10 protein-coding genes are annotated in these 13367 nt (G+C 61.1%); 6 read left to right on the forward strand and 4 right to left on the reverse strand.

The window, feature by feature from the left end:
* Positions 1-328 precede the first annotated feature (328 nt).
* The 6 genes from AAAX59_RS04050 (at position 329) to AAAX59_RS04075 (ending at position 7601) form a co-directional block, all read left to right on the forward strand.
* Positions 329-1291 (forward strand): FHA domain-containing protein, encoded by a 963-nt coding sequence (locus AAAX59_RS04050; RefSeq protein ID WP_349070728.1) that lies wholly within the window; start codon positions 329-331, stop codon positions 1289-1291.
* 171 nt (positions 1292-1462) lie between these two features.
* Entirely contained in the window at positions 1463-3547 is a 2085-nt protein-coding gene (locus tag AAAX59_RS04055; protein ID WP_349070730.1) for a DUF6273 domain-containing protein, read from the forward strand.
* Positions 3548-3958: 411 nt separating this feature from the next.
* Positions 3959-6301 (forward strand): heavy metal translocating P-type ATPase, encoded by a 2343-nt coding sequence (locus AAAX59_RS04060; protein WP_349070731.1) that lies wholly within the window; start codon positions 3959-3961, stop codon positions 6299-6301.
* A gap of 147 nt (positions 6302-6448) precedes the next feature.
* Complete coding sequence (locus AAAX59_RS04065) at positions 6449-6670, forward strand: heavy metal-associated domain-containing protein (RefSeq protein WP_349070733.1); 222 nt, start codon at positions 6449-6451, stop codon at positions 6668-6670.
* A gap of 38 nt (positions 6671-6708) precedes the next feature.
* Complete coding sequence (locus tag AAAX59_RS04070; RefSeq protein ID WP_006235337.1) at positions 6709-6981, forward strand: metal-sensing transcriptional repressor; 273 nt, start codon at positions 6709-6711, stop codon at positions 6979-6981.
* A gap of 146 nt (positions 6982-7127) precedes the next feature.
* Positions 7128-7601, forward strand: coding sequence for a hypothetical protein (locus AAAX59_RS04075; protein WP_349070735.1), 474 nt, complete (start codon positions 7128-7130; stop codon positions 7599-7601).
* A 133-nt stretch (positions 7602-7734) separates the two neighbouring features.
* On the opposite strand, the gene AAAX59_RS04080 is transcribed toward AAAX59_RS04075, so the two are convergent.
* The 4 genes from AAAX59_RS04080 to AAAX59_RS04095 form a co-directional block, all read right to left on the reverse strand.
* A complete protein-coding gene (locus AAAX59_RS04080) occupies positions 7735-9105 on the reverse strand; it encodes an amidohydrolase family protein (RefSeq protein WP_349070736.1) in 1371 nt (456 codons plus the stop codon).
* A gap of 295 nt (positions 9106-9400) precedes the next feature.
* Positions 9401-10477 (reverse strand): hypothetical protein, encoded by a 1077-nt coding sequence (locus AAAX59_RS04085; protein ID WP_349070737.1) that lies wholly within the window; start codon positions 10475-10477, stop codon positions 9401-9403.
* A 273-nt stretch (positions 10478-10750) separates the two neighbouring features.
* Positions 10751-11458: a hypothetical protein gene (locus AAAX59_RS04090; RefSeq protein WP_349070738.1), complete on the reverse strand. Its 708-nt coding sequence runs from the start codon at positions 11456-11458 to the stop codon at positions 10751-10753.
* A gap of 424 nt (positions 11459-11882) precedes the next feature.
* Entirely contained in the window at positions 11883-13364 is a 1482-nt protein-coding gene (locus tag AAAX59_RS04095; RefSeq protein WP_349070740.1) for a glutamate synthase subunit beta, read from the reverse strand.
* Positions 13365-13367 lie beyond the last annotated feature (3 nt).

Raw genomic sequence — 13367 nt, forward strand, 5'->3', positions numbered from 1 at the left:
AGCAGATTCGCCGCCGGTTAGTATACCCGTACTCCGTATGCCCCCACGTAAACCACAGATGACGAGGCGGATGAGGCGGGCCCGGGCCGATTGTCTCAATCTGTAACAGTTACGGGGCAAAACCTGCCTCAGGTGTTACAGAACAAGACAGGGAGGGATTTCCGTACAGTCAAAACCAAATCTCTCGCTCTTCCTGCGACTTCGCACATATGACCTATAATGCTGCTTTGGCTACGCAACATATTGCGCAGCCATTTAATACGATGCCCACCGGGAGCCATTAATTTCTATCGCCATATTGGTTAGAAAGCAATCAAAGGAGGTATTTGTGGCAACAAAGACGCCGTGCTCGATCCTCTATAACGATATTCGCTCGTTCGGCGGTCTTAAACATCTCGAGATCGCCCGAATGCTTATCAATGGAAACTCTTATCTCGGCAGCACCCTGCTCGAGAAATGCTCTTCCAACCGCTCGTACCTCACCCGTTACATCGTCCATCGCGAGCCTGACCAGTGCGCGCCCGCCATCTACAGCGACTTTATCGTCGCCACGCTCAACCTTTCCGCGGCAATCTGCAGCAAGCTCGGCGGCGGCGAGTCCGCCTATCAGGCAATCGCCGAGCACTATCGCGGTCCGGCCGCCAACGAAATGATGTCGGCTCTCGCCAGCTACAAGCTGGACAGCCGCCTATATGCAAATGCCCTCAATCGCATCGACAACTTTGACGGCAATGCCGTGCGCGAGAAAAGCACGCTCTTCTTGATGCTCTTTGTGGCGACGGGCGCACTTGCCGATCCCGTTCAAGGCGTGGCCACCGTCGAGCGCTTTTGCGACAGCAAGACGGGCGGGCACTTTGGCACCACCGAAACTACCGTCGGACGTGACTTTATAGGCAGCCTGGAGCAGCCGCGCGCCGTCGCCCCCAACCTTGGTCTGCTCAGGACACATGCCGACAACTGCGTCGACATGCAAATCCATCCCCTCACACGCGATCCGCGCGGCACCGTGATTGGTTCTTTGCCCAAAACCTCGCCCAGCATTACCGATGTGGGCGCCGACGCATCGCGCGAACATCTTCGCATTTGGCTTGAGGGTGAGCACTGGTACGCCCAGGGCCTTGGATCGACCAACGGCACGGTGCTCGAATCGGGTGCAGGCGACGGCGATATCGTAATCGAGCCGCCGCGCGACCAACGCGAGCCCGGCAAGATCTATCCCCCAGTAGAAATCGAAAACAGCGACAGGCTCCATCTGGGTCTCTACACGACATTCCTCGTCATTGTGGACTAGCGCGGACGGTGATCGAAAGACGGTCATCGCCCGTCTTTCGTCTGCTACTTTCTACGTCGTAAACGACAATACCCAGCGGCATACGTGAGCAGTGCGGCTATTATGGTACTTTACCGATAACCGCACTGCTCACGTATACGTGCGGCAACCCATGCCAGACAAAGGAACGCCATGGATACTACCAATAGCGCCTATGGCGACAAACTCATCCGTCTCGATACGTTCGATACCGCCGTGGCGGTCGACCCCAGCGCCGAGGACGACGCCAAGCGTCGGTTTATGACGCTTATTCTTCAGACGGCATACCGCGACGGCGGCAATATCGGACATGTGCTCCGCGCGACCAACACGAGCGGCGAAGTCTTTGCCGTCAAGCTGCTCAAGGACAACGCCATCCTTTCCGACCAAGCCCCCGACCGCTCCGCCGAGCAATCGGCCGCGCACCTGGCCAACACCGCCGCGTTGTTCGAGGAGTACCGTCATCTGTGTACCGTCTCGCACCTGCGCGGATTTCCGCGCGTCTATGGCTACGGATCGTGCGAGGACGACCCGCTCATCCTCATGGAGTGGGTCGAGGGCACCTCACTCAAGCAGGCGCTGCCCCTGCTTCCTCACGACGCCTCGGGCGGGCTGACCACCCAGATGGTCGCCGCCGTCGGAAACGCCGTGCTTCGTACGCTCTTGATGACCCAAGGCCTCGTGAATCCGGTCGTCCATCGCGACCTGTCGCCTGCCAATATTATGTTCCGCACCACCAGCCGAACGCTCGAGCAGCAGATTGCCGATTGCTCCTTTGACCCCTGCCTCATCGACATGGGCTCCGCGACCATGGCTCTCGGCGACGACACGATCACCCGGCGCGCCGACATCTGGCGCTTTGCCACGCCCGCATACGCCGCGCCCGAGATGCTCACGCAGGATATCGAAGGCATCGCGGCCCTTCGCCGTTCGCCGGCAATCGACGTCTATGCGCTTTCGAGCATTCTGTACCAGCTCTACAGCGGTCGCAAACCGTTTGACTTTGAGTCGACGGACGCCGCTGCAACCGGCTCGTTCTATCTCGTAAAGACCAAGACCAAGCCGGCACCGCTCGAGCCGCGCTGCGAGGGCGATGAAGCGCTCGTCCAAATCATCATGAAGGGTCTCTCAGTCGAGCAGTGCGATCGTCCCACCGAGCAGCAGATGCTCGAGGTGCTCTCGGCATACCTCACCGATGCCGAATCCGAGGGCCGCGAAGGCGCGGGCAGTGACGCCGCAATCGATATCGATTCTGGCACGCACCTTAAGGTCGACGTCGCCGGCGAGCGAGCGCGAGAGATTCTGGAGCAGGCCCGGCACGATGCCATGACCCGCCGCCGCTTTATAATCGGTGGCGTTGTCGCGGCCGTTGCGGGGCTCGGCGTTATCGGGGCGGCAACCCATGGCTTTGGTATCCCCGACTACCTGGACGGCATCCGCGGTTCGCTTGACGACTACGCCTGGGATCAGCTGCAGGAGATTTCGCTCAAGATTAAGGCTGCCGAGACCCGTAGCGAGGCACGCGAGATTGCCAAGCGCTATCATCTGCTCGATGACAACGGGCATATCCCCTATCCGTGTACCAAGCGTGTCACGCTCACCAACGGGCTGCAGGTTGGCGCGCAGCTTGTGGGCATCCGCCACGATGAGCTTCTGGACGGGACGGGCAAGGCCGGACTGACGTTTATGTTCGATGCGGGTATTGCCGAGCGCAACGCTGCGGCTGAACCGCCGAGCGCCGGCTGGGCAGATTGCGAGCTGCGGGAATGGCTCAACGGCGACGGCCTTAAGCTGCTGCCCAACGAGTTGCGCGCACTCATCAAATCTGTCAAAAAGGTCTCGAACAACGTTGGCGCCGCCAGAAGCGCATCGTGTCTGAGCGAGTTGCCCGCAACCCTTTGGCTGCCCGCCATGGTCGAGCTGTGCGGTACGCAACCGCCCTATTCGTTTGCCAAGGACTATCACTACCTGGCAGACATCTACAACGGCGAGGGCAAGGAGTACCAGCTCTTCCGCGAGCTCAAGGTGAGCCCGTATTCCACGAACGAGACGATGGTCCGCCAGTGGAAGGGCAAGGACACCTGCTGGTGGGAGCGCACGGTGAGCCCCGACTCATCGGAGACCGAAGGCACGCTCTATTTGAATCGCGTGGGACACGACGGCGACGTCTTTACGTACGCAACGCCTGCGGAAAAGCCAAATAAGCGAAACTGTGTGATCCCTGGGTTCTGTATCTAGGCGGTGGGCGTCTTGCCGTGACGGGACCCCTCCCCGGCAATTGTCTCGATCTGTAACACTAGCTCGGCAGATACGGGTCTAGATGTTACAGAACGAGACAAACCCCAACCCCGCGAGACAACATCTCAATCTGTAACAGTAAGGGGTCAAAAACCTCTCTAGATGTTACAGATCAAGACATTTGAGTTGACCGCGGACAGTCTGTCTCGATCTGTAACATCTAGCAGGCAAAACGGTCCCCAGATGTTACAGATTGAGATGTTTGGCAGAGACTGCCAACGATTGAGCAGCCGCCCTCATCCGTAACGAAATGTCATATATTTCTTTCTGTACTAGACACCCCCAGGGGGTATGGGTGTATAGTATCGGCAGGTTAACAATTCCAATACCGAGCCACAGAAAGGAGAAGCCATGGCTCAAGATAAATTCGATGTGGGTGGCCTGACATGCGCCGCCTGTCAGGCGCACGTGGACCGCGCCGTGAGCAAGCTCGACGGCGTCCAAAGCGTCGCGGTCAATCTGCTCGCCGGCTCTATGCTGGTGGACTACGACCCCGCGCAGGTCTCCCCCGACGATATCTGCACCGCCGTCGACCGCGCGGGCTACTCGGCCTCGCCCGTCGATGTGGGCACCGGTGCCGCCGGCTCAAACGGCAGTGCGCAAGCCAGGTCCGGCGCCGCCCATATGGAGTCGCCTACCAAAAAGCTGGAGGCCGCCGCCTCCGCCATGCGCACCCGCCTCATCGTCTCGATCGTATTCCTCATCCCACTGTTCTACATAGGCATGGGGCACATGCTTGGCTGGCCGCTACCCGGCATTTTCACCGACCATACCCACAGCATGACGCTCGCGCTCACCGAGCTCGTCCTGCTCATCCCCATCGTCTACGTCAACGACGCGTACTTTATCAGCGGGTTTAAATCGCTCGCGCACGGCGCGCCGACCATGGACGCTCTCATCGCCGTCGGCGCCACCGCGTCGATCGCCTGGTCGCTCTATGCCATGTTTATCATGGCCGACCAGCTGGCCACAGGTCAGGTGCACGAGGCCATGATGACGAGCATGGACAACCTGTATTTTGAGAGCGCCGGCACCATCCTGTCGCTGGTCACCGTGGGCAAATACCTCGAGACACGCAGCAAATCCAAAACCGGCGGCGCTATCGAGGCGCTCATCGACTTGGCACCCAAGACCGCGACCGTCGTTGCCGACGACGGTACCGAAACCACCGTCGACGTCGACAGCATCCTTCCCGGCCAGGTCCTGCGCGTGCGCCCCGGAGAGTCCATCCCCGTCGATGGCGTGGTGCTCGAGGGCAGCTCGGCCGTGGACGAGAGTGCGCTCACCGGCGAGTCCATCCCCGTGGAAAAGACCGCCGGTGCCACCGTCAACGCGGCCACGGTCAACCGCACGGGCTCGTTTACCTTCCGTGCCACGCACGTGGGCGCCGACACGTCGCTCGCCAAGATTATCCAGCTCGTCGAGGACGCCAACGCCACCAAGGCGCCCATCGCCCGCATGGCCGACAAGGTCGCCGGCGTGTTCGTGCCCGTGGTGTTTGTAATCTCTGCCGTAACTTTTGTGGCGTGGATGGTACTGACCGGAAGCATCAACGAAGCGCTTACCTCCGCCGTCGCCGTGCTGGTGATCAGCTGCCCATGCGCGCTGGGCCTGGCCACGCCCGTCGCCATTATGGTGGGCACCGGCAAGGGCGCCGAGATGGGCATTCTGTTTAAGAGCGCCGAGGCGCTGGAGAACCTGCGCAGCGTGGGCACCGTGGTGCTCGATAAGACGGGCACCGTCACCCGCGGCAAGCCGACTGTAACCGACATTGAGGTGGCCACGCGCGCCGACGGCTCGCCCGCCATGAGCGAAAAGGCGCTGCTCAAGCTGGCTGCCGCGCTGGAGCGCTCGAGCGAGCACCCGCTGGCCGAGGCAATTATGGCCGAGTGCGAGGCGCGCGGAATCGTGGCGCGCATGGTCGAGGACTTTGCCGCCGTGCCCGGACGTGGCGTGACGGCGCGCGAGGGGCAAAACGCCATTGCAGCCGGCAACGCACGCCTGATGGACGAGCTGGGCGCGAAGGTGCCCGCCGGCCTTGCCGAACAGTTCGCCGCCGAGGGCAAGACGCCACTGTTCTTTGCCAAGAACGGCGAGCTCGTCGGTACCATCGCCGTGGCTGATGAGGTCAAAGAGACGAGCGCCAAGGCCATCACCGCGCTCCGCATGCTCGGCGTCGACGTGCGCATGCTCACCGGCGACAACCGTGTGACGGCCGAAGCAATCGCCCGCCGCGTGGGACTGAACAGCAAGCAGGTCATCGCCGACGTCCTCCCCGCCGACAAGGAGCGCCACGTGCGCAAGCTGCAGGATGCGGGCAGCAAGGTCGCCATGGTGGGCGACGGCATCAACGACTCCCCCGCCCTGGCGCGCGCCGACGTGGGCCTTGCCATCGGCACCGGTGCCGACATCGCCAAGGAGGGCGCCGACGTGGTACTCATGCGCGGCAACCTCATGGACGTCGCCCGCGCCATCGAGCTTTCGCGCGCCACGATTCGCAACATCAAGCAGGACCTGTTCTGGGCGCTGTTCTACAACGGCATCGGCATTCCGCTGGCGGCGGGCGTGTTCTTCCCCCTCACCGGTTGGCAGCTCTCGCCGATGTTCGGCGCCGCGGCCATGAGCCTGTCGAGCGTGTGCGTCGTAAGCAATGCCCTGCGCCTGCGAACTTTTAGATCCAAAGTGGCAAAATAGGCTCACCATTAAGTCCATTTAGAACGGGTTTTCCAGGTGCCCGAGATTGACCTGAAAGAGGAGCGACGCGTACTTTGGTACGCGAGCGACGGTTTGAAGGTCAAGGTCGGGTGCCTGGGAAAGCCGACACAACAGAGAGGAATATCCATGCGTTTCACAATCAAGACTTCCGGCCTCATGTGCGGCCACTGCGACGCCACCGTCGAGACGGCGTTGCTCAACGTGGCCGGCGTGACCGACGCCGACGCCGATCACGAGACTCAGACCGTCCAGGTGGAGTGTGCCGACACCGTGACCGCCGAGCAGCTCGCTGCCACCGTCGAGGGCGCCGGCGAGAAGTTCCACGCCCTGTCCGTAACCGCCGCGTAACGACCCACGCGCACCCCGACCAGAAACGAGGACCCGCCATGATGGCAGACCATAAATCGGTGACCCGCATGCTCAAGACGGCACGCGGTCAGATCGACGGCATCCTGCGGATGGTCGAGGAGGACCGCTACTGCGTCGATATTTCCACGCAGCTCATGGCAACGCAGGCGCTCATTGCGCGCATCAACGCCGACGTGCTCAAGGCGCATATCGAGGGCTGCGTGACTTCGGCAATCGAATCGGGCGACGAGGACCTCAAAGCCGCCAAGCTCGCCGAGATCGAACGCGTCGTCGACAAGCTCTCCAAGTAATTGGGGCATTGGGGACAGACTGCTTTGCACCATCTTGGTGTATCGGGGACAGGTACGTTTGCACCACATTGGTGCAGATTGACCTGTCCCCCTTGCTCTAAATCGGGTATAAAGGCGTGCAGCATATCGAACGAAAGGCAATTTGCATGAATGACTTTATGACGGGTCGCAATGGTGCCGATGAACTCACCATCGTGATGGGTTTTGCCGGCATCGTCATCGCGATGATCGGATCGATAGCCCACATCCAGTGGCTCAGCTGGATTGCCATCGCCGTAATCGTGATTGGCGTGCTGCGCGGCCTGTCCAAAAACATCGACGCACGTCGCAAGGAAAACGCGGCCTTTGTCGCCGCGACCGCGAACGTCCCCGGCTTGGGCAAGTTCGTCGCCAGCTTGGGCGGTGGAACTGCAGCGGCCAGCACCTCGCGCGCAACTGGAACGAGCAAGGAAGACTTTGAGCGTGCCAAGCGCACGGCCAAGAAGATGTGGAAGGGCCGCAAAACTACGGCATACCTCAAGTGCCCCAACTGCGGCCAGATGCTCTCCGTCCCCAAGGGCAAAGGCAAGATCCGCGTCACCTGCCCCAAGTGCCACGCTAAGATGGAAACCCGCTCCTAGCGCCCGCACGCGGGACAAATTAATCAGGTTTGTTTGTCCCAAATCTTAAGTATTTGTTCGATAAAAAAGCCGAGGCCTCGTGTTGAGACCTCGGCTTTTTGTATGCGGCAACGGAGCTGCACCTTTGTCACATCTACGCCACACCGTCGCGGGCCAGCTCCTCAGCCAGCGCTTCGGCGGGCATGGCCATAATCGCGTCGAGCTCGGCGTCCACCTCGGGAACACGCTTCACCTTGAGCTTGCGCACCAGATCGCCGCGACACATCACATGTATCGGCTCACGCAGAGCGCACAGGTCATCGAGCGGATTCTTGCGCGTCACCAGGATATCGGCGGCCTTGCCGCACTCGATCGTACCGGTCTCGCCGCCCAGCCTCAGGAGCTCGGCATTGACCTGCGTGGCCGTATGCAGCGCGAAGGCGTTGCTCACACCGACATACTTGACAAAATAGGCAACCTCACGCCACATGTCGTACTGCGTCACGAACGGGCAGCTTGAGTCCGTGCCCAGGCCCACCTTAATGCCAGCTTCCAGTGCGGCACGGGCGCTCTCGATGATGCCCGAGCACACGATGTCGCCGTTCTTCTTTTGTGTATCGGTCGAATGGGTCTTTTCCGGGTCGAGCAATACAAACGGCAGCGCCGGGCTGATCGTGCAGGTCACGCTCGGTGCGCGTCCCTCGAGCTGCGTGCCCGCGGCGCCGCGGTACAACTCCAGGATCTCGGGCGTCATCGGGGCACCGTGCTCGATCGTGTCGACCCCGGCCTCAAGCGCGGCCTTCACGCCCTCGGTGCTCTCGACATGAGCCATAACCGGCAGGCCCACCTCGTGCGCCGCCTTGCACGCCGCCGCGGCAACCTCCACCGGCATACGCAGCACGCCCGGCTCGCCCACCTCGGTCGCATCGAACACACCGCCCGTTACGAACAGCTTAATGACGTCGGCGCCGCGCGCATACAGGTCTCGCACCTGCTCGGCCGCCTCGACGGGGCTGTTGGCCACCTGGGCGAACAAGCCCGCGCCATGACCGCCCGGCACCGTGACGCCCGTTCCCGGCGCTACCAGGCGCGGACCCTGATACTTGCCGGCGTCGATAGCGTCGCGCACGGCAATGTCGGCAAACAACGGGTCGCCCGCGCCGCGCACCGTGGTCACGCCGCTTGCCAGCTGCTGCTGGGCACTGCCCTTGAGGATGCGGCGGACGATAGCACGGCCCACGGGATTATCGAGTTTCTTCATCAGCGCTCCCGCATCGCCGGCCGAGACAGGCTTGCCCGAGCCGCACAGGTGCACGTGCATATTGATGAGACCGGGCATGAGATACGCACCATCCAGGTCGATAACCTCGGCACCCGCGGGCGCCTGCGCCACAGCACTCGGCCCCATCCAGGTGATGACGCCGCGCTCAACAGTCACGGCCATATCGGGCTGCGGCTCCATATGCTCCGAACCATCCAGAATGGTCGCATTGATAAACAACGTGGAACGATCGGCAGACGCCATATCGAGCTCCTCCCTCACGATTAACTTGAACATTTGTCCATTATCACCTATTGCAGCGACCCAAAGTCGAGCATATCGGTTAACGGAAGGAAGAGGGGATGTGGGAGACGGAATACGCTGCAGCCCCACCCCAACGACACCAGGGAAATGTCTCGATCTGTAACAGGTACAGGGTTATTGGACCCCTTGATGTTACAGATCGAGACATTCGGTCGACGTTTCACCGACCTGTCTCGATCTGTAACAATTACGAGCTCAAACAACCTCTAAACGTTACAGATCGAGACGAAACCTCTCAGCGCCCATACCACTGACGTCTCCACTCCTCAGCCAAATCGGACCGTCGCGGAATACCCGCCAGCCTCATCTTCTCAACCAGCTTCCCCGGATTCTTGAGCTCATCAAACGTAAACCGAAGCACCTTATGCCCGAGCATTGTCAGATGAGATTCCCGCTGACGCTCTGCCACGAATGGGTCAACCGACTCCCGACCCTCGCCGCTCTGCAAGGTGTACTTCCCCTTTCCGTCGAGCTCGCCGATGACACACGTCCCGTCCTCGAGCCGCCAAAAATAGTCGACGCGAAACACCTGGCTCGAATCGAGCGGGTCGCGAAACTCCACCTGCAGCTCCGGAACCGGAAAGCCGTACGCAATAAAGAATGCTCGGAACCGAGACTCGCCGCCGTTTTCAGACAGCCCGTCCGCATACGACGCAATCACCTGTGCCCTGCGATACCCTCGCCTGCCCTCGCAATCGGCGCGGAGGCGCTCGCACAAATCCCCACGTGGTACGCCTTTCGCCCGCAGTGCAGAATCGGCAATCGCCAACCCGTAGGAGAACGGCGCACGCAGTAGGCAATCCTCCACCGTGCGCCAAAACGACGTCACCCGTACGCCATCAACATGCTCGAGTGCGCCCGCCATCTGCGGACGCAACAACCTGCACCCGCCGCTCAACGTCACCGAACAACCCGTCTTAACAAGATATCGTGGCCCGAGCAGATCATTCGGCACCTCCAAACCCCACAAAAGCGCCGCGTCATAGCCCCAAAACGCCCAATCGGGATGAAATTCCGCAAGCCCTTTGATAGTCCTCAGCGCTCGCTCCGCCGGCGTCAATGCATCCCAATCATGCTGAAAACAGAACAGGTACGGCTCGGGCTCCGCGATATCGTCGGTTCCAACATGGCGTCGCAGCCACATGAGCTCGGTATTGTCATGCGTTGCGAGCAGCGCACCTTGCTTGGCCGTCTCCGTGAGCCGCGCGAGCATCCTATTCCGCGCCAACGTGTTGCGAGTCGCATGTTTGTGTTTGAGAACGGTATTAGGCACTTTCATCACCACCACGTCAGACAAATGGACCATCGTCACCGTTGCCTCCGCTGACAAATGTCTTGATCTGTAACAGGAAGACAGTCTTTGAGCCTCTAGTTGTTACAGAACAAGATCTTTCGGCAGCCGCCAACCTTCCGTCTCAATCTGTAACAGGTAGGTCGAATTTGGGTCTGTAGATGTTACAGATTTAGACAAACCAGCGGCGCCCAAGCGTTCGTCTCGATCTGTAACAGGTAGACCGGTTTTTTGTCCCTAAACGTTACAGATTGAGACAAAGTCAGGGCAGCAAGGCGACACCAGTCACACCCCCTACTCCCATTCCTGTTCGTAGATGTTGAGGGACTTTACGTACCGCCCCTGGGCGCCCATGATGTCGCGGACCAGACGCAAGAAGAAGCTGATGCACGAGGTGTCAAAGCCATCCTGCAGGTCCTCCGGATGCACCGCACCCGGCCCATCGACCGCCGTATCGCTCAGCCGCGCGATGTCATACAGGTAGAGCTGTCCCGCCGTAAGCCAGACATCGTCGACGCAGGCGAGACGCACCGCAATCGCGCCGTCACTCCAATGCTCCTTCTGCACGATATGCGGATCGTAGACATCAAAGCGATGATCGGTGCGCGTGTCCTTCAGCACGACCATGCCGGACGCAGGATTCTTGTCCAAAATGCCAAAGCGCGAGAAATGCTGCGTGTCGCGTACCTGCTCGAGCCGCTTGAGCGAGGCAGGCGAAAGCGATGCCGGCGGCTCGTCAACATACAGCTCGAGCAGCGTCTTGCCATGGCGATAGGGGCGCTCGAAGAGCAGCCAATCGGTAAATGCCATGTTGTAGGCCATGATTTCGTTTTGCGAAGGCTCGGTGCAATAGCTGAGCCACGGGTCAACAATGATCTCGAACTGTTCGCGCGCCGGCTCCAAAAACTGAAACTTCCGCAGCATCCAAAAATGGGCCATGTCGGCAATATCGTTGCCGACGGCTTCAGCCAGCTCTGCTCGGTCAAAAGCGTGGTCAATCATGGCATCCTCCTCAAACTGATGGACCTCAATTTGAGCTTACGAGGAGGGTGGGCAGCCACGACCAGCACGGGCAAAATAGGCCTCCGGCTGCAAACAAGATGCTGACCAAACACTTGACGAAAAGCTTGACCGAAAATGCGCACCGCAACAAAATCGCAGGTAGACATAGACAGCCAACCAACCCTTTTGAGCCAGATGCCCGCAGCCACCACAGAAACAACAGGTGACCACAGCTCAAGAAGTCAACAAATGAACACCCGCACGTCGACAAACGAGCAAACTGCTCGCAAATCCGCAAGGAGTGTCCCCGAATGCCGACAGAAAAGGAACGTCCCTAACTGTCGGCACTTAGGGACGTTCCTTTTGTGCCGGCAGTTAGGGACAGCCCTTGCCGATTCGATTGTTGAATATCTCCGTGACTACTTTACAGTTCCAGCGCGTCGGCGACTTCGGCAGCGCAGGCCAGGGCATCGGCCATGGCACTCACCACGAGCGAGCTGCCGTTGCGGGCATCACCCGCCACATACACCGGCGCGGCATCCGCGGCGACACCCTCCGTGCGAGCCGCGAGATGCGAGCCCTCGGCAGCCATCACCGGCAGCGGACGACCAGCAGTGGCAACGGGCACACCAACGGCGTCGAACACACCGTGCTCCGGGCCCGTAAAGCCGCAGGCGATGAGCACCAGCTGCGTCGGCACCTCGTGCTCGGAGCCCGCGATGCGCTCGGGCTTGCCAGCCGACCAATCCAGATCGACCACGCGCAGGCCCGCGGCCGCGCCCTTCTTGTCCAGCAGCACCTCGAGCGTATCCACGCCCCAGGCACGCATCTCGCCACCCATGGCAGCGATGGCCTCCTGCTGGCCGTAGTCGGTCTTCTTCACATTGGGCCACTGCGGCCAGGGATTGCTCGCCGTACGTTTATCGGGCGCCGCCGGCAAGAACTCAAACTGGCGCACGCTGCGCGCACCCTGACGTACCGCGGTACCCACGCAGTCGTTACCGGTATCGCCGCCGCCAATGACCACAACGTCCAGGCCGCTCGCGTTCACCGCGGGCTCGCCGCCATCGAGCACCGAGACGGTCGAAGCCGTCAGGTAGTCCACGGCATACACCACGCCCGGGGCATCAATGTTCGCAGCCGAAAGCCCACGCGGAGCACGGGCGCCGGCAGCCACCACGACGGCGTCAAAGTCGTCGAGCTTGGCGGTAACCTTGGGATCGCTCACGTCAGCACCCAGCTCGAACACAATGCCCAGCTCGCGCATGAGCGCCACGCGACGCTCGACCACGGACTTCTCGAGCTTCATGTTGGGAATGCCGTACATGAGCAGACCGCCGGGGCGATCGTCGCGCTCAAACACCGTCACGCGGGCGCCACGACGCGCAAGCTCCCATGCTGCCACCAGACCAGCGGGACCGGAGCCCACCACAGCAACCGTGGGCGCACCCTCCCCTGCCGGCTCAAAGCGGTGCGGACCGCCGTTGGCCCACTCATGGTCGCTAATCGCGCGCTCGTTGTCATGGATCGTCGTGGGCTGGCCATCGACCGAGCCCAGGTTGCATGCGGCCTCGCACAGCGCCGGGCACACGCGACTCGTGAACTCAGGCATGGGCGAGGTGAGTGACAGGCGATCGGCAGCCTCGTCCCAACGGCCGCGGTATACCAGCTCGTTCCACTCGGGAATCAGGTTGTGCAGCGGACAGCCGCTCGGACGTGCCTTGCCAAAGCTCGCGCCCATCTGACAAAACGCCACACCGCACATCATGCAGCGACTCGCCTGGGCACGGCGCGCGTCGTCGTCGAGCTCCACGTACAGCGGATCGAAATCGCGGCTGCGCTCCTCCACGGGGCGAAGCTCGTGGGTCACGCGATCGATATCAAGAAAAGCACCAGGCTTACCCATGGC

Source organism: Collinsella sp. CLA-ER-H2 (assembly GCF_040092405.1).
In the GTDB taxonomy this organism is placed as follows: Bacteria; Actinomycetota; Coriobacteriia; order Coriobacteriales; family Coriobacteriaceae; genus Collinsella.